The organism is Fodinibius sp. Rm-B-1B1-1 (assembly GCF_038594945.1).
Classification (GTDB): Bacteria; Bacteroidota; Rhodothermia; order Balneolales; family Balneolaceae; genus Fodinibius; species Fodinibius alkaliphilus.
In genome coordinates this window covers 992,116-1,007,438 of record NZ_JBCFYD010000002.1, presented here as the reverse complement: position 1 = coordinate 1,007,438, position 15,323 = coordinate 992,116, and the positions used below count along the sequence as shown (strand labels likewise).

The following is a 15,323-nucleotide window of genomic DNA, read 5'->3' as shown; positions in this document are numbered from 1 at the left end:
CTTTATGGGTGGGTTAGGTAGGCGAAATCTAAGTTGCTTGGGCAGGTTTTGACGAAGCAAACATTTGATATGTTTGAAAAGCGAGGCCAGCAATAACTAAAATAGTTATTAGAAGGCCTACGATAAAACCTGCCTTGTAGGCCAAAGATTCGTTAGAATGCATAGCAGGCATTAAGTCATTTAATAGCCGCTCACTTAATTTGAAAACAAAGAAAATTAACCCCGAAATAGTTAGTAATTTTTTCATTGCTAATCTTTCTTGATTAAATGTCAATATAATCTATAAAACAAAAGATACATTCGCCACCTAACCTTAGTTCATTCATGCCTATGGTAGATATCTAAACCAAAATATGCAAAAGAGAGGTGTGCTATGTTAATCAATAAAGGGTAGGTAACCAGGTGACGAGGCCTGTCCAAGTTAATGCGCGGGTTAGGTATTTTGTATAATTATTGACTAAAAATACTCTGAATAATTGATTCAGTGTGTTGAGTGATATCTGATTTTATATATTGATTTATATGTTGAAAATCAGGTTTACTAAATGTTTGTTGAACCGAGCCGTTATTTAAATAGCTGATTCTATCACAGTTGAGTTTTAAAACCTCAAGGATGTGCGAGGTTAAGACTATAATTTTATTCTCTTTTTTTAACTCTTTTAAAATAAGATTGAGGTTTTCGACTGTTTCGAGGTCCAGGCTATTAAAAGGTTCATCAAGAAGCATGATAGGCTTATCCTGTGATATAATACCTAGTAAAGCCAGCTTCTTTTTCATGCCACTGGAATAAGCGTCAATAAGTTTATTTAAGGGTAGTTTAAAAATCTCATTCCACACCCCCACATTAAATGTGGGATTCCCACGAGATAGCAAATCAATATATTCTACCCCTTTCATATAAGGATAAAACTGTGGTTGGGTTTCTAAATATCCTATTTGCGAAATATCAAAATTGTTATCCGGAACGATGATTTTTCCTTTTGAGGGGGGCATTACCCCATAAATAATTTGAAAAAGAGTAGTCTTGCCAGCTCCATTGGCTCCTAATACCCCATGGATATTACCAGCTTTTAGCTCTAGAGAAAAATTATCTAGAACTTTTTCTTCTCCATATGAAAAGTGAATATTTTTAAGTTTTAACATATTCAGGGAGTGCATTGATAGCTTTTTTCCAATAGAAGTAAAGAAATGCTATTCCTATCGGAAAAAATAATATTGTGCTTATAAAAAAAATGACAAAAGGAATTTGATTGTGAATTTCTGATTTGGCTTGCCCAAACCAAGAATATTTATAAAGGAGACAAAAGCATATTGAACATTCAGTTATAATCAGTAATAGTACTAAGATGTACCATAGCTCTAAATGAAAAAGCAAAAATAAAACGTAAAATGGTAGAAACAATAAATGAATAAACATTGAATGATCCTTCAGCTTGGCCCACAGGAAATTTGAGTTTCTGGGATATGCCTCAATCAGTTCTTTAGATTCGAGATGAGTAAAAGCTTCTGAAAAGCTTGCAGCTAAGATGAGCATAGCCACAGATATTGCAATAGCATTAGAACTTAGGAGGACCATAAAAACAAAACTAAACAGCAAAAAGAATTTTCGTTGCCGCATATAGCTACGCCATTCAAATAAGTTGACTGGAATCCACTTGATAAATGGACTATTGCCCTGATATTTTTTTTCGACCTTGAGAGATGGTAGAAACAGTATTAAAGTAATTAATAAGTGGCCAAAAACTATAGCCGACCATTGTTGAAAGTAAACTAAGAAAAGAGAGTAGGGAAGTATCAGGGAATGATATTCTCCTGCAAAAATAATTTCTTTTTGAAGATCTAATTTTCTGAGAAAACTTTGATCTTTTCGCAACAGGTGAATGGGTAAGATTATCAACGGATAGATTAGTACAGCTAGCAAACCATTACCTGAAATTAAATCGGGCAGCTCAAATACTAACAAACTGGTTATTATTACCAACAAAAAAGTACGGGCAAACCCAACTTGCTTAAATAGTCGCCAAAGTTGTTTTAAGCGAAATATTAAGATCTTTGATACAAGTGATTCCAACACTTTTTAGAGTAAAAATTGAGGTTAACGACGGTAAGATACCTAACGACATTGCGCATAAGGGGCGTGCAAAACAGCGCCGAAGCCATTTAAAATGTACTATGGAAACGGACAAATTAAAACCGGCAGCCAACGGCGAGGTGCGTCCCACCTAATGCGCGGGCTATACAAAGTTACAAGTTGTAGAAAAGAGCGAACTTAATTTTGGTTGGTCTTTTCATTCACGGTTTTTGGGAAAAGATACATTTCGAGCAAAATCGAAAATTGTACGAATGCAACCAACAGGTAATCTGTAGTTGAAATGTGGGCAAAAGAATCTTCAAATAATACACCAACAAATATAATTAAGGTGTAGAGTGCTACAATGCCAACTATGATAGCCCAAACTTTATACCAAAGTGGTCGATCTTGAATTTTATTTAGCATGCTTAGATAAAACTCTTGTTAGAATTTACTTTGTATAACCTTAGTTCATTCATGCCTATGGTAGATATCTAAACCAAAAGATGCAAAAGGGAGGCATGCTATGTTAATCAATGAAGGACAGACAACAAGGTGGGGAGGCCTGTCCGGGTTAATGCGCGGGGTAGCTACATTATGAACCAGCAGTGGTTCTTTTAGTTGTAAAGTCGCTGGCCGTTAATAACTATTACACAAATGGTTATAAGTATATGTTTATATATAACTTATAAAAATAAAAACGCCCTTCTTATATAAAGGTTTTCTACTTTATAGGTAACCCAAAACAAAAACTATAGAGAGTGTTATGAAGAATATAGAATTAGCAAAAACCGGATATAAAAAATTTAGTGAAGGTGATATTGATGGTGTTCTTGCCATGTTTGATCCCAAAATGGAATGGCATGAATGTAACGGATTTCCCTTTATTGAGGGCGATGGCAAATTTACAGGACCCGAAGCGGTAGCTCATGGTGTTTTCAGCAAGATTCCCGAGTATTATGATCACTTCAATATTGAAATTAAAGAACTTATGGAATCCGGAGACCACGTAATCATGAAGGGATATTATACGGGAACTTGGAAAGCCACTGGTAAGAAGTTCAAAGCTAATGCAGTGCATATCTGGACGGTAAAGGATGAAAAGCTTACGAGCTTCTTCCAAGCTGTAGATACGGCTACTATAATTAATCCTGTGAAAGCCAAAGTAATGTAGCTGACTACATTGCGCATAACCGGCGCACGTAAAAGTGTTGCGTTGAGTAAATAACATAAAAAGCCAAAAGCTGGCAAGAGAGGGCGAGGTGCGTCTCCTTAATGTGCGGGGTATACCTTATCTATCATTAATTTCATTGGCATCAAATGAAATTGCTTCTCCTTTTTTAGTATATCCTTCAATTTTAAAATTCCAATCTCCGTCAGGAATATCCCAGTACCAACGTTGTCCACTAATATACATTTGGCCTGTAAGCTGTTTTATTTCTTGAGGAGCAATTCTGTAGGTGAGCAGTTGATCCGTACAGATAAATTTATCCGGGGGTCGGTTATACCAAACCGGTTTATCCTCTTTCGAATAAGCAATAACATTGAAAGCGCAGGGACCTGTTTTAATGCTGGCTGTGTCAGTACCGATATTTTCTACTTCTATCGTTGTATTTAGTGAGTTAACAGAAGCAGACCATGAGATTTCTCCATGAAATTTTACATCTCCCTCTATGCGTATGTCATGCCAGGGTTCTGTGGGGGCTTCGATGTTATTAACAGAGTCCTGGCATCCAAGAATACAGAAACAAACAAAACCCAGTAGCGTGAATTGGCGAATCATAGATAAAGGTATAACGACATTGCGCTTAACCGACGTGCGTACGGTTGTTTATTCAATTTTCAGTTTACTATTTGGTGAGAAGAAAGTAAAACGAATAGGAGAGGGTAAGGTGCGTCCAAGTTAAAACGCGGGTTATCCCAACTTTTAATAGGTTAGTCTTGTCTAAATTCTAAATCAAACTTTGAAGCAGCATCTTTTAATTTTTGCTCAATTTGGCTGTGTTGGGATTTACTATAGATTGGAAGGTGAATCTTATCATGGACACCAGATTGCCGGTATTGAATATGAATATGCTTTTTATCTAGTGAAATGGCTCTAAGTTCTCTCCACTTAACTGATTTATCCCAAATTGAGGTTTTTTGAGTTTTAATCCCATTCTTATCAATTAAAAGTTCGGGTTGCTGAACTAGTGAATATCCTTTGCGAATAAAAACCCCAGCTATAATAGCGCAAATCCCGGTAAAGACACTGGATAACCAATGATCTGATAATCCGCTGTTTACATAGTCATAAGCATGTAATCCAATAACCAATGCACCTAGAAAAAAGAGTATCAGTGAAAGTAGTTTCATGTATCTCGTTTCATAATCCATGCGGATAGTAATTGGCTCCATCGATGTATGATTGAGTTTAAAGTTGGTATAACCTAAGTTTATTCATACCTATAGTAGATATCTAAACTATAAGATGCAAAAGGGAGGCATGGGTATGGCGAGGCCTGTCTGCTTTATGCGGGTTATACCAAGAAACTGAAATGGCAATTAAATCCAGAGCAAGTAGAACTAATAACTCCATTCTGGTTTTCCACCTTCTTTATTTGAAGTAACATTGATTCCCATTACCAATAGTTCTACATCATGTTCAGCTTTTGGGGCATGTTCAACTCCCTTGGGGACAATAAACATTTCTCCTTCTTGAAGGGTAATATCTTCTTTGTCTCTTAGACGGATAGTTAATTTTCCCTTGTAGACAATAAACACTTCATCTTGGTCATCATGTTTATGCCAATTAATTTCGCCTATTCCTTTAGCTAACTTAAGAATAGAACCATTTGCTTCGCCTATTATTTTCTGCGTCCAGTATTTTTTAATAGAGTCAAATTCGTTTCTAAGATTAACCTTTTTCATAACTTATATATGTTAAGATAGTGTTTTGAATCTATGAATTTAGCTCAACTGATTACTCCGTTAAGCTATAGGGGAATTGGAATGTATTTATAAGCTATTCAGCTCTTAGTATAACGACATTGCGCATAAGCTGCACGCGAATTACTGTTGAGTTAGCAATTAATGAAAGAAAAAGCCTCAAGACCAAAAATGACAAAGAATAAGTGAGGCACATCTGTTTTATGGGCTGGTTATGCCACACTTCTTTTCATGATAAAATGAGTTTTTGTTTCATCGACTGTTTCAAAACCGAACTGTTTATAAAACCGCTTAGCAGGATTCACCTTTAGAACTTGCAACTTTAAGGACTTTTGCTTGTTGTCAGAAGTATTAATTATTCTTTTTAAAATTGTAGATCCAATACCTTTATTCTGGAATTGAGGAGCAATCTCAAAACTTGCTACAAAAAGTTCATTTTCTCTGTCTTGAATTTCGATAGCTCCGATTGTTGTATCATCAAGTATGATTAACTGAATATTATTTGCCTCAAATCGATTACTGAAATACTTTTCTTGAAACTCTTCATCCCATCCCCAAGTCTCATCAACATAGCTCTTCATTGTCGTTTTGTGAAGATTCCAAAGAAACTCATAATCTTCTTCTTTTGCTTGACGAAGTGTAATTTTCATAATGGATTAAAAGTGTGGTACAACCTTAGTTTATTGACCTTAACGATGGTAGATATCTAAACTGAAATATGCAAAAGAGAGGAAGGGAATGCTAAGCTAATAAATAAAAGAGCAGTAGTGGCCTACTCACCGAAGCTTTTGTTTTTAGGCGTAGAGAGAGTGAGTCGCGTTCGCTTGAAGGGGGGCATACACCCAATTTATTGTTTATACACAATTTCTTTAGAATCGGTTAATTGCTGAAGGTAATTTTTTAAGTTTTTAACTTGGTCTTCTGTATGTATAGGAAGTTTAATTCTTTCAGTAGAGCCAATACTTTTTGTTAATTCAATCCTGTTCTTTTTTACTTCAACGGCTTTAATCTTAGACCAATCATATTGTTTTTGTCTTCCCCAAAAGCTATTCTGCGAAATACCATCCTGACTAATTTTGAGAGATTGTTTTTTAGCTGTACCCGGGAAGAAAGCAAAGGAGAGACTGCAAACAATGCCAATGAATGCATTCATCCAGTCAATGGTACCTTCATATCTATATTTGATGGTCAAAATACCAATGAAAAATCCCAGTGCAAGGGTTCCGATAAACCGAATAATCTTTATGAATGTAGTATTCGTGTCAACTTTTAGTTCAAACGGTTCCATTTTTCCTTTCTTTATTAATATTGATTACTAACTTAATGAAGTATTTGGGGGTATAACGACGCTTGCGGACTACTACGCTGCCTATACGTAGCCGAACTACGCTTTGGCAAAGGCCGGTAAAACTTAAGCACAGGTAAGGAGGTACATCCCATTTAATGTGTGAGTTAGGTAAAGTAAAAAGTTCTGCATTATACTTTGTTTTTAAAAAAGTGAGATCGTAAAACTATATCCAAGAGCAGTATAACTGTGAAAAATACCATTAGACCACTATTCAATAGGTCATTGTAATCAAAAATAAAAAAACGTATTCCATACGTAATAAGGCTTAAAACACCGAAAATCATCAAGATTTTATACCAAATAGGGCGATCTTGAATTTTGTTTAGCATAATTGAAAGGTCTACAACTTGAAAATTACCTTACCTAACTTCTGTTTATCTTACTATCAAAACTATGGTAGATATCTAAACTATAAGATGCAAAAAGCGAGGGGTTACCATCCTAATAGATAGAAGGCCGGTAAGGAGATACCAAAGCCTGCCGTACTCCAACCCGTGGGGACCAAGTTATGCATGGATATAAAAGTGCCTTTTAACATTTCGGCACTATTTATTTAAAACTTCTCCAAGAGTCTTGATTAAGTTATCACCCTTAAGCTTATTCTTCGCTTTGGGAGATTGAGCACCATTCAACACCACACCATTAGGGTCAATTAGAAAAACGGAAGGATAGCTGCGGACATTATATTTTTCAATTATCTCAACAGGTTTGTCTGCTTTTAATGGTACAACTATTTGAGTCCAAGGTATATCATTATCATTCACATAATTGACAACCGCTTGTTTGTTATCATCGGCAGCAACGCTAATAAATGTAATGTCATCACTGTATTTGGAATATGCTTCTTTTAAATAAGGCATGTTTTCCAAACAGGGTTTACACCATGTACCCCAAAAATCGATGAGCACATATTCACCTCGATAATCACTCAATTTAATCTTGCCACTATTTAATGTTTCATAAGCGAAGTTGGGGGCCTCGCTATTTGTAGAAAGACCTTGGTTAGTGGGAAAGCCGCCTGGGGGAGGTGGAGGCGCTTTTTTTCCTTGTCCAAAGGAGACACTTGTTAAAATTAATAAGCTAAGAAATAATCCCAATGCAGTTTTTAGATAGCCCATATTAACTTTCTATTAGTGGTCATTGCTGTTTAGTCAATACGCCCAATGATCTTGCACATAAGGGGCTGACGTCTACTTTATGTGCTAATTAGAATACTGCTTACTTTTCTTTCGAAAAGATTAAGAAGTGTGTTTCTCTGCTAAAAATAATGGCAACTCGTTTTGTTTCATGAATAGTTCTCTCCAATTCCCAGCCTTTTTCGGCTGCACGATTGATAACCGCTTCCATTTCGTTATGATCAAGGTTACCTGTTAAACAACCCGTGGAAAATGGGATTACTTTGTATCGTCTCATAAATAAATATTTAAGGGTTAGGTGGTTTATCTATTTCTTTGGGTAGGTTAGCATCACACCGGTGCAACCTATCTCTTGTTAGTTTGAGAGCCTTCAAAAAAGAAAATTGCTGGAAACAATGTTTGGCGTACTCCGAGCAAGTCGGCTCAAATTTGCATACCCCATACGAACGCCTTTTGGGCAGCACTTGATAGATGTTGATGAATAAAATTGCCAACGTATTGAGCATATCTTGCAATGCTTTATTGAAGCACTCTAAACTTGTTTAGATTAAAACCCATAGTAGATATCTAAACCGAAAGATGCAAAGGGTGGTGGAATGTTGGACTGGTAATTATAAGAGAGAGAAGGAGATGGGCAACCCAGACTGTTTGATGCAGTGGTAATACGCTACAACAACTTTTGATTGGCCAAGGAGAATTTAGCAATAGGGGTTACCTTTTCTTGTTGCTGATACCAGTCATTACCAACCAGTTCTACTTCATTAATAGTACAGCTCCCCAAATATCGATCTCTTAGCTGGGTAATCTTGGCAATAAATTTCTCAGCACTTTTAAGGGATGTTTTAAATCGAACGGCTGTCACATGAGCGGTTTGTAACTCATATCGTTTGTCGATGGAATGTTGTAAGCTGGAATGATTGAACGCTTTTCTCAGCTTATTTCTCAGAATGGTTAACTGATCACCCTTTGGAAATCCTTGAACCAATATACAAGAAGGAGAAGCGGTTATCCCACGAAATGACACCTCTAAAGGAGCAATGGAATTGATAACAGATTGCACGACTTCCTGGTACGCGGCCTGATCAATCTGATCAAGACTAAAACCGGGATAACAGGAAATGATAGATAAAATCGTTAGATGTAAATCCGATTCCGGGTAGTAATATTGATAGGGGGCTACGTTTCTGATTTCCTTTAGAGTATTTGCAATGTTTCGCTTTACTTGCTGCGAAGGCCGAGCTAATAATGTTACTCCATATCGGTTGTCATACTCTGAATTGATGAAAGGGTCAAGTTCAAATTCATTACGCTTAAACTTTTGAAGGGATTGGTTCCATAGCTTGTTATAATGATTCTTTAAGTGCACCATTTGAAATTATTTTGGTAGCATACTACCCTTAGTTTATTCACAGTAAATCTATGGTAGATGTCTAAGTTCTAAGATGCAACGGTGGGTTGAGTCTTTATATAAGAGAGGAGGGGTAAACATATGTTTTAATCTATTTGCCGTTGTAAAATACATTCCATTTATGGCCATCCGGATCTGCAAACCCACAACTGTACCAATCGTTATTTCCCCGGATGTTTTGTGGCTTGCTAAATAGCGTACCACCTGCTTCTTGAACTACTTCTGCCCACTCATCAACTTCTTCTTTACTGTCAGCCGAAAGAGTAAACATGACCTCATTACCTTGTGTTAAATCTGCAATTTCTCCACCCAGCGAAGGTTTAAGGCTTTCGTGTGAAAAGAAATGAACTACAAAATCGTCCTCACCAACAAAAAAGCTGGCTAACTCATATTCATTAGGAAATTCGCCATTAGGTCTGAACCCCAATGCCTTGTAAAATTTATAGGTTCTTTCGACATCTTCTACCGATAGGTTCGCCCAAACGTTTTTTGTTTTCATATAACGACTCTTTATTCATTATCAGTTGATATCTGTATGGTACCGATTGGATGAGTCTTTTACGGGGTGAAAATACGACATTTCCACGGGTACTTTGCGACAATATATTCTAACAGTACAAGAGCGTCCTCTTATTGAGCAGACCTACCCAAATCCTCATTTATTGGATTTGTTGGCGTGTTTACTTGTTTCCTCATCTAATATTTCACGGATTGATGCAATAACAGGATGGTCAGCGGTATACTCCTTTCCGTATTCCAGGTTAAAGGCATAATCAAAATCCTCGGGATTCTTTCCTTGATTATGCTGAATAATAGTTTCTAACTTATCGAGTGCTTTGGCTGTTTTAGCTTCTTTGGATGAAGCGTTTTCGTATTCATCCCATAACTCTACCAATTCAGATTTTATATCGCCAGGTAAACTGGCTGCAAGCTGTAACAAGTCATTCCGCTCGTTTACTGCCTTAGGTATTGAATCATCTTGAGATGGAGCTGGAATGTCTCCGTTTATTGCTTCTCCCAAGTCATGAACAATACAAATTTTAATGACTCGTGACATATCAACTTCTGGAAAATGTTTGTTAAGGATAAGGGCCATAAGACAAAGCCGCCATGTATGTTCTGCCACACTTTCCGTTCGTCCGGTTGACGTATGGCTGGAGCGGTAGGTGTTCTTTAGCCGTTCGGAATCGCGTAAAAACTTAAGAATCCCTTCGAGTTCAATGTTTTCCATTCTTTGTTAAAGTTGAGTTTGTAAAATTATTCGTTTCTTATAACAACCTTGAACCTTCCGACATACATCAGAGATTAACTAATAAATGAAAGGGAGGCAAGGAGGTGGGGCTTCGTCTTCATTAACTTTAGCGTAGGTGGGCAGCACGTCCCATCTAATGCTGGCATTTACGCTTAATTTTTTATTAGATCACTTAGATGTACCACTTCAACTCCCATCATTTCTTTTAGATATGAATCAAGAAATGACTTGTGAGAAGCTCCTATAGTAATTAAAACACGTCCACCCGGCTCACGAGCAGTTGCAGAACGGATATGAGCAGCAGTTCTCAGGTTGCGTTCTTCCCAAAGAGCAAGCCGAGAGCGCAACGTTTCGTTAGAAGTTTCAAGAAAAATATTACGCCATTCTTTCTCTTCGCTTTTATCAACGTAGGCAGGGGAATTCATATACTTATACAAAGGAAGCCAGGTACTGTCTTCCAATCCTTGTTGCAGAAGATCATCATATTTGACTAAATAGGGTGCATTCTTTAATGCCTGCACAGTAGAATCATCTAATGCTTTCTCAAGCTTAGTTTTGATTTCAGAATAGTAATCTTTCTCCAGGTGATCATCAATTGGATATACCCGTTGGAGATTTAATTGATGAGCAAGCCTAAGTGAAATTGACGAAGATTCGTCTGCGGAGTTGATGGTCTCAGTGAGGCCTTTTACCGTACCTTCGGGGATAACCGATTGATTTGATCGAGTTTCCTTACTTAGATAAGACCATTGCAGGGCAGCGGTATGCAATCGGTAGGAAGCGAGCAGATGATTGATTAATGCTAATCTTGTACTGTCTGTAATATCTTTGGCACTTTGCACTTTAGCCAACAGAGAATCAGCGACCATGTTCGCTTTTTGCCAAGTAGTATCAAGAGCTTCTTGTGCTTTTGATCCATATTTATGTTCCTTGCTTGCAAAGTTATTAAACGGTGATTTATAAGGATTGCCCCGGCGTTCCATTTCGGCAATCTGGGCACCTGAAAGTTCTTCTACACCAATCATAGTGGGCGCATAGTCTTCCAAAACATCGATTAACGGATCAACAAGGGTGGGAGAAAAAACGTCCTCATGATCGCTTATGTGATGAGTTGCTAAAACAAGGACTTTAGTTTTTTTAATGTCGTTGGCGGATGACTCTCCTTGATATTGGGCAATAACGGAATCAGATAATACTAAACTAAAAATTGATAATAGTATTAAAACGAAACGCATAATAAGAATTGGGTTTAAAAATTATACTCTCGATTTATGTTATACTGACACATATGTTTACGCGCATATAAAATTCTTGTTCTGTTAAATAGTGAATAGAACGTTAAAGAGCCAAAGTAGGTGTTTGGCCACCGGGGGGCACTAATGCGTCGTGGAGCTAAACGGCTGAATAGATTATATTAAAGATGACTCAAAATATTGATGATTTTTCCATTGGGGTCTTTGACAAAGAAACGACGAACGCCCCAAGGCTCATCAGTAAGGGGGTATACAATCTCAATGTTTTGATCTTTTGCCTTGGCAAATATTTGGTCAACCTCATCTACTTCAATACTAACATCTGGATGCGGTACATCTGGTTCATTATTTCGGATGATACTTACTTGGGAAGTTGGATTACTTTCTGAGATAAAAGTAATGATCCAATCCATGTCCATCGCTACTTTTAATCCTAAGAAATCTTCGTAAAATTCAATGCTCTTCTGGGGAGCTTCTGATTCAATGTTTGGGACTATTCTCTTAATTGACATTTAATATATATTTGCTTTAGGATTCTAATAAGGTATAGAAGCTAAGTTTATTGATATCAAAACCCATCGTAGATATCTAACCCGTATTATGCAAAAGGAGGGAGCAGCGCAACACTTTAGGAAGAGTGGTACAATACGTTAGTCAACCGTAATATTCAGTTTAACCACTGTTACCTTGCTGCTTGGACTTGCTCCATCGGAACCCATACTAAGTTTGAGCTCAACACTCTGAGTTCCTTGAAAACCAGCTTTGGGTTGATACTGATAGACGGCCTCCCAGTTTGTTGTAGAATCACGTACAATAGTGCTAACCTCATAGTTGTCAGGCTGCCGGACAATGGTAGCCCCTTCCTCTTCACCCGAAATTCCCGTTGGGTATTCAAAAACCTCCCCACTATTAATCGATATATTGTACGTCTCTTCTGTCACATTGGGATCCGTTGTATTTTGACAACTGGTTAATATAAGAAGCAACACTACCGGAATGGAAAGAAAACGGAAATTCTTCATAATAATGTCTCTTTTTTGTACAGGCAATGCCTTATGCATAGCAATAAAGTACCAAGACCTTAAGATAATTATGAAATAAAGATTAACTAATAAATGGAAGGGAGGCAAGGAGATGGCACTTAGTCTTTGTTAGTTTTAGCGTAGGAGGGAGGACTATCTCCATTAATGTGTGAGTTAACTGTTTAAATAGCTTACCTTTATCTTAACCTATGGTAGATAGCTAATATCTGTGTTGGGTACTGCAACCGTTCAATTAGTAAAGGTTAAATGACGTGCCAATACTCATGTATTCACCCCAGAAATTAAATCGATATATATTGATATTAAGGTTAACCACCTTTCCAAATCCAATAGTATTGCTGATAAGAATACCGAATCTCGAAAAGTTAGTTTTCCTTGTATCATAAAATTGAAGTTGGCCATCTCTCCAGCCGGCAGTATCTACGTATTTTTCTACCCCCACTTGGTAAGACCCACCGGCACCAATACTCCAATCTACAGCCTTATCTATGATCTTAATATTTAGCCCCAGATCTGAATAGAAGCTTCGGTGATAGCTTTTTTCTTTAAACAAAGGTTCATATTCTTCAACTTGGTTAAAATCCCAGAACCCATTTAAAGTTACATTTGCAGAAATATTAGAAATCAGACGTTGTTCAACTTCAAGAGTAGGATTAAGTCCAACAAAGCCTACATTGGTTGACTCAGCAATATTTAAACCGGCTTTAATGGAAGGCTGAGCTAAAGAAATAGTGGTTAGAAAAGACAGAAAGATAATTGATAAGAATACTTTCCTCATGATGGGGATAGCTTTTGTTGTATTGAGGTATCTAACTTTTTTATTTGGGTATTATCTATAGTAGATATCTAAACCGTAACATGCAAAGGAGTGGAAGAGACTATAATTAGGTCATCAGGGTACAGATTACATAAGCTCTTTAATTAAAAAACCGGAACAGGCATTCCTTCATAATAGTTATCGGAGGAGGGACGAAATATTTTTTCAATGCTTTTGGATGTACGATCAATCCAGACTTCCAGAACTGGTGTTTTATTCACCGCCTTAAGCAATATGTCTTGATCTTTAGCTTGACCATCAGGTCCAAAATGGACCAACGAAAAAATAATTTTATAGCGACTTTGGTCTTTATTACTTGGCCACTCATGGGTAGGCACCTTTCCGTCAGGTATATGCATTGGTACCTCTGATACAAAAAGAGAAGCGGGCATTACATAGTTGATAAACCGTTTGTTCTGATCTCGATACTCTTCCAAATGGGTTATTACCGACGAATCTGCGTTTACAATATAGACCATTTCGGCTATATCATTGGCATCAATTTGGCCAAGCGAAAGGTAGACCTCATGCTCGGTGGTGTAGGTATAGAGGTTATTAACTGCATAGCTATGGATTCCCCTTGCTACAGCAAAAGTTACAAGCATAACAAGAATATAAATCCTATGGACCCAACGATCTTACTCATCTTCTTTTGGGGCCGCGGCAAATAATAAAATAACTGTTCAATAGCAGGCGGAAAAAACATGCCGGTTTGCGAGCAATACTCTTCATATCCAGCAAATCTCTGCTTGCATTTACGCTCTTCTAACCGTGCCAGAAAGAAGTAGGCAAAACATACTGTAACAAATCCAAACAACACGAGATAACGGGGCCAGACCAGCACCATCCCAAAACTGGAAATCATGAGGGCAAGGTATTGCGGATGCCGAATGTAGTGATAGATGCCACCGAAAACAGCTCCACTCTTCATCAGCTTGTTCCAGTAAATTTGTGCCGCGCCTGCTAAGAATGCCCCGAACCCTCCCAAGAAAAGAGTCATCCCGATTACTTCGTGCCAAGTGATAAACAATGATTGCGTTACACGGGCAATGTGTGGCATAAAAAAGCTGATAAGCCAGCTTGTAGATCCGGAAAGGGTTAGCGCCTCAAGTCCGGGTCCATAGATGCTGTAAATATATGCCGCAAATGGGCTGAACATGTAAAAGAATTCGAAGGCGATGAGACCATAGAACAGTAGGCTTGCCCAAAAAGCACTTTTTGTAGCGTTGGTCGTTCGATGATTATTTTCTTGTTGCATATGGTTATAAGCTATTTAATTTTCGGAAGGCAAAATTGGGTGCCAGACGGGAAAGTAGATAGAGTAGTTTAACCTTACCCACTTGCACCTCTTTATGTCCCTTTTCAATCCCTTCGATCATTTTCCTAACTGCTTCTTCCGTTGGAATAGCAATATCAGGTGGGTTGCCTTGATGCCAGGGGGTATCAACCGCTGGAAATTGGACTTCAACAATATCAATTGGTGAATCGGTGGATTGCGATCTCAAAACCTGGGTGAACGAATGTAGCGCCGACTTAGTAGCGTTATAGAACGGATAGATCGTGCGCGGTACATATACGAGTCCGGTTGTGATGTTTATAATACCGGGATTTTTGTTGTTGTTCAGGATGGGGGCAAACAGCTTTGAAAGTCTGATAGGAGCCATCAGGTTGGTCTGGACCTCTGCATCAGCTTTTTTAAGGATGTCGTCATCCCGGTAAAAATTTTCGACGTGGACGATAGCAGCATTGTTAATCAATACATTGCAATGGGGATGGTTCTCAAGAACCCAGTTACGCAATTGTTTACAATCCGACGGCTTAGATATATCACATTGCAGGTAATGAAGGGAAGGTAGTTTTTGCTTAGCTCGTTGCAGCTTTTTCAGGGTTCGCCCGCAAATGAGTACCTTGTTTTTTCTTTCGAGGAGTTTTTTGGTCAGCTCTAAGCCAATGCCAGAACTTCCCCCGGTTATAAGAATAGTATTGTTTTGAAGTACCATAATCGTTGTATCCGTTTTTGATTATGGTATAACGTATGGATCCCCAGGTGGGCAGTCATTGATCTAT

At 37.8% G+C, this 15,323-nt stretch carries 23 protein-coding genes; 1 reads left to right on the top strand and 22 read right to left on the bottom strand.

Annotated features, from left to right (window positions below):
* Positions 1 to 28 precede the first annotated feature (28 nt).
* The 4 genes from AAFH98_RS11795 to AAFH98_RS11780 all read right to left on the bottom strand — a co-directional run bounded on the left by AAFH98_RS11795 (position 29) and on the right by AAFH98_RS11780 (position 2,497).
* The gene (locus tag AAFH98_RS11795) at positions 29 to 247 is read right to left on the bottom strand and encodes a hypothetical protein (protein WP_342522918.1); all 219 of its coding nucleotides are present in this window, start codon (positions 245 to 247) and stop codon (positions 29 to 31) included.
* 203 nt (positions 248 to 450) lie between these two features.
* Positions 451 to 1,143, bottom strand: a complete 693-nt coding sequence (locus AAFH98_RS11790; RefSeq protein ID WP_342522917.1) for an ABC transporter ATP-binding protein — start codon at positions 1,141 to 1,143, stop codon at positions 451 to 453.
* Positions 1,130 to 2,071: a hypothetical protein gene (locus tag AAFH98_RS11785; RefSeq protein WP_342522916.1), complete on the bottom strand. Its 942-nt coding sequence runs from the start codon at positions 2,069 to 2,071 to the stop codon at positions 1,130 to 1,132. Before AAFH98_RS11785 ends, AAFH98_RS11790 begins: the two co-directional genes overlap by 14 nt.
* Positions 2,072 to 2,269: 198 nt before the next feature.
* A complete protein-coding gene (locus AAFH98_RS11780) occupies positions 2,270 to 2,497 on the bottom strand; it encodes a hypothetical protein (protein ID WP_342522915.1) in 228 nt (75 codons plus the stop codon).
* Positions 2,498 to 2,837: 340 nt separating this feature from the next.
* On the opposite strand from AAFH98_RS11780, the gene AAFH98_RS11775 reads away from it, so the two are divergent.
* On the top strand, positions 2,838 to 3,245 hold the full coding sequence (locus AAFH98_RS11775) for a nuclear transport factor 2 family protein (RefSeq protein ID WP_342522914.1): 408 nt from the start codon (positions 2,838 to 2,840) through the stop codon (positions 3,243 to 3,245).
* A gap of 117 nt (positions 3,246 to 3,362) precedes the next feature.
* Here AAFH98_RS11775 and AAFH98_RS11770 read toward each other — a convergent pair whose 3' ends face one another.
* From AAFH98_RS11770 to AAFH98_RS11690, 18 genes are all read right to left on the bottom strand, one after another.
* Positions 3,363 to 3,854 (bottom strand): hypothetical protein, encoded by a 492-nt coding sequence (locus tag AAFH98_RS11770; protein ID WP_342522913.1) that lies wholly within the window; start codon positions 3,852 to 3,854, stop codon positions 3,363 to 3,365.
* Positions 3,855 to 4,006: 152 nt separating this feature from the next.
* On the bottom strand, positions 4,007 to 4,426 hold the full coding sequence (locus tag AAFH98_RS11765) for a hypothetical protein (protein ID WP_342522912.1): 420 nt from the start codon (positions 4,424 to 4,426) through the stop codon (positions 4,007 to 4,009).
* Positions 4,427 to 4,636: 210 nt separating this feature from the next.
* Entirely contained in the window at positions 4,637 to 4,981 is a 345-nt protein-coding gene (locus tag AAFH98_RS11760) for a cupin domain-containing protein (protein ID WP_342522911.1), read from the bottom strand.
* Positions 4,982 to 5,211: 230 nt separating this feature from the next.
* Positions 5,212 to 5,649 (bottom strand): GNAT family N-acetyltransferase, encoded by a 438-nt coding sequence (locus tag AAFH98_RS11755; RefSeq protein WP_342522910.1) that lies wholly within the window; start codon positions 5,647 to 5,649, stop codon positions 5,212 to 5,214.
* A 197-nt stretch (positions 5,650 to 5,846) separates the two neighbouring features.
* Positions 5,847 to 6,287, bottom strand: coding sequence for a hypothetical protein (locus AAFH98_RS11750; RefSeq protein ID WP_342522909.1), 441 nt, complete (start codon positions 6,285 to 6,287; stop codon positions 5,847 to 5,849).
* A gap of 605 nt (positions 6,288 to 6,892) precedes the next feature.
* Complete coding sequence (locus AAFH98_RS11745; RefSeq protein WP_342522908.1) at positions 6,893 to 7,465, bottom strand: TlpA family protein disulfide reductase; 573 nt, start codon at positions 7,463 to 7,465, stop codon at positions 6,893 to 6,895.
* A 100-nt stretch (positions 7,466 to 7,565) separates the two neighbouring features.
* The gene (locus AAFH98_RS11740) at positions 7,566 to 7,760 is read right to left on the bottom strand and encodes a DUF4177 domain-containing protein (protein ID WP_342522907.1); all 195 of its coding nucleotides are present in this window, start codon (positions 7,758 to 7,760) and stop codon (positions 7,566 to 7,568) included.
* Positions 7,761 to 7,770: 10 nt separating this feature from the next.
* Positions 7,771 to 7,989 (bottom strand): membrane protein insertion efficiency factor YidD, encoded by a 219-nt coding sequence (gene yidD, locus AAFH98_RS15105; protein ID WP_407935499.1) that lies wholly within the window; start codon positions 7,987 to 7,989, stop codon positions 7,771 to 7,773.
* A 161-nt stretch (positions 7,990 to 8,150) separates the two neighbouring features.
* Positions 8,151 to 8,852: a 2'-5' RNA ligase family protein gene (locus AAFH98_RS11735; RefSeq protein WP_342522906.1), complete on the bottom strand. Its 702-nt coding sequence runs from the start codon at positions 8,850 to 8,852 to the stop codon at positions 8,151 to 8,153.
* A gap of 130 nt (positions 8,853 to 8,982) precedes the next feature.
* Positions 8,983 to 9,390: a VOC family protein gene (locus AAFH98_RS11730; RefSeq protein ID WP_342522905.1), complete on the bottom strand. Its 408-nt coding sequence runs from the start codon at positions 9,388 to 9,390 to the stop codon at positions 8,983 to 8,985.
* A 156-nt stretch (positions 9,391 to 9,546) separates the two neighbouring features.
* A complete protein-coding gene (locus tag AAFH98_RS11725) occupies positions 9,547 to 10,122 on the bottom strand; it encodes an HD domain-containing protein (RefSeq protein ID WP_342522904.1) in 576 nt (191 codons plus the stop codon).
* 173 nt (positions 10,123 to 10,295) lie between these two features.
* Positions 10,296 to 11,378 carry a DUF5694 domain-containing protein gene (locus AAFH98_RS11720; RefSeq protein WP_342522903.1) on the bottom strand — a complete coding sequence of 361 codons (1,083 nt, stop codon included), beginning with the start codon at positions 11,376 to 11,378 and terminating at the stop codon, positions 10,296 to 10,298.
* 179 nt (positions 11,379 to 11,557) lie between these two features.
* On the bottom strand, positions 11,558 to 11,908 hold the full coding sequence (locus AAFH98_RS11715) for a VOC family protein (protein ID WP_342522902.1): 351 nt from the start codon (positions 11,906 to 11,908) through the stop codon (positions 11,558 to 11,560).
* Between the two features lie 138 nt (positions 11,909 to 12,046).
* Positions 12,047 to 12,418 (bottom strand): hypothetical protein, encoded by a 372-nt coding sequence (locus AAFH98_RS11710; protein ID WP_342522901.1) that lies wholly within the window; start codon positions 12,416 to 12,418, stop codon positions 12,047 to 12,049.
* Positions 12,419 to 12,671: 253 nt separating this feature from the next.
* Entirely contained in the window at positions 12,672 to 13,217 is a 546-nt protein-coding gene (locus AAFH98_RS11705) for a hypothetical protein (protein ID WP_342522900.1), read from the bottom strand.
* Positions 13,218 to 13,360: 143 nt separating this feature from the next.
* On the bottom strand, positions 13,361 to 13,861 hold the full coding sequence (locus AAFH98_RS11700; RefSeq protein ID WP_342522899.1) for a hypothetical protein: 501 nt from the start codon (positions 13,859 to 13,861) through the stop codon (positions 13,361 to 13,363).
* A complete protein-coding gene (locus AAFH98_RS11695; protein ID WP_342522898.1) occupies positions 13,852 to 14,514 on the bottom strand; it encodes a methyltransferase family protein in 663 nt (220 codons plus the stop codon). The genes AAFH98_RS11700 and AAFH98_RS11695 overlap by 10 nt, the downstream gene beginning before the upstream one ends.
* Positions 14,515 to 14,518: 4 nt before the next feature.
* Entirely contained in the window at positions 14,519 to 15,256 is a 738-nt protein-coding gene (locus AAFH98_RS11690; RefSeq protein ID WP_342522897.1) for an SDR family oxidoreductase, read from the bottom strand.
* Positions 15,257 to 15,323 lie beyond the last annotated feature (67 nt).

Excerpts from the sequence above, each read along its gene's own strand:
- AAFH98_RS11765 (WP_342522912.1), bottom strand. The coding sequence starts at position 4,426 with ATGAAACTACTTTCACTGATACTCTTTTTTCTAGGTGCATTGGTTATT.
- AAFH98_RS11725 (WP_342522904.1), bottom strand. The coding sequence starts at position 10,122 with ATGGAAAACATTGAACTCGAAGGGATTCTTAAGTTTTTACGCGATTCC.
- AAFH98_RS11780 (WP_342522915.1), bottom strand. The coding sequence starts at position 2,497 with ATGCTAAATAAAATTCAAGATCGACCACTTTGGTATAAAGTTTGGGCT.
- AAFH98_RS11695 (WP_342522898.1), bottom strand. The coding sequence starts at position 14,514 with ATGCAACAAGAAAATAATCATCGAACGACCAACGCTACAAAAAGTGCT.
- AAFH98_RS11735 (WP_342522906.1), bottom strand. The coding sequence starts at position 8,852 with ATGGTGCACTTAAAGAATCATTATAACAAGCTATGGAACCAATCCCTT.
- AAFH98_RS11690 (WP_342522897.1), bottom strand. The coding sequence starts at position 15,256 with ATGGTACTTCAAAACAATACTATTCTTATAACCGGGGGAAGTTCTGGC.
- yidD (WP_407935499.1), bottom strand. The coding sequence starts at position 7,989 with ATGCTCAATACGTTGGCAATTTTATTCATCAACATCTATCAAGTGCTG.
- AAFH98_RS11750 (WP_342522909.1), bottom strand. The coding sequence starts at position 6,287 with ATGGAACCGTTTGAACTAAAAGTTGACACGAATACTACATTCATAAAG.
- AAFH98_RS11770 (WP_342522913.1), bottom strand. The coding sequence starts at position 3,854 with ATGATTCGCCAATTCACGCTACTGGGTTTTGTTTGTTTCTGTATTCTT.
- AAFH98_RS11760 (WP_342522911.1), bottom strand. The coding sequence starts at position 4,981 with ATGAAAAAGGTTAATCTTAGAAACGAATTTGACTCTATTAAAAAATAC.
- AAFH98_RS11705 (WP_342522900.1), bottom strand. The coding sequence starts at position 13,217 with ATGAGGAAAGTATTCTTATCAATTATCTTTCTGTCTTTTCTAACCACT.
- AAFH98_RS11775 (WP_342522914.1), top strand. The coding sequence starts at position 2,838 with ATGAAGAATATAGAATTAGCAAAAACCGGATATAAAAAATTTAGTGAA.
- AAFH98_RS11710 (WP_342522901.1), bottom strand. The coding sequence starts at position 12,418 with ATGAAGAATTTCCGTTTTCTTTCCATTCCGGTAGTGTTGCTTCTTATA.
- AAFH98_RS11790 (WP_342522917.1), bottom strand. The coding sequence starts at position 1,143 with ATGTTAAAACTTAAAAATATTCACTTTTCATATGGAGAAGAAAAAGTT.
- AAFH98_RS11730 (WP_342522905.1), bottom strand. The coding sequence starts at position 9,390 with ATGAAAACAAAAAACGTTTGGGCGAACCTATCGGTAGAAGATGTCGAA.
- AAFH98_RS11715 (WP_342522902.1), bottom strand. The coding sequence starts at position 11,908 with ATGTCAATTAAGAGAATAGTCCCAAACATTGAATCAGAAGCTCCCCAG.
- AAFH98_RS11795 (WP_342522918.1), bottom strand. The coding sequence starts at position 247 with ATGAAAAAATTACTAACTATTTCGGGGTTAATTTTCTTTGTTTTCAAA.
- AAFH98_RS11720 (WP_342522903.1), bottom strand. The coding sequence starts at position 11,378 with ATGCGTTTCGTTTTAATACTATTATCAATTTTTAGTTTAGTATTATCT.
- AAFH98_RS11745 (WP_342522908.1), bottom strand. The coding sequence starts at position 7,465 with ATGGGCTATCTAAAAACTGCATTGGGATTATTTCTTAGCTTATTAATT.
- AAFH98_RS11700 (WP_342522899.1), bottom strand. The coding sequence starts at position 13,861 with ATGCTTGTAACTTTTGCTGTAGCAAGGGGAATCCATAGCTATGCAGTT.
- AAFH98_RS11740 (WP_342522907.1), bottom strand. The coding sequence starts at position 7,760 with ATGAGACGATACAAAGTAATCCCATTTTCCACGGGTTGTTTAACAGGT.
- AAFH98_RS11755 (WP_342522910.1), bottom strand. The coding sequence starts at position 5,649 with ATGAAAATTACACTTCGTCAAGCAAAAGAAGAAGATTATGAGTTTCTT.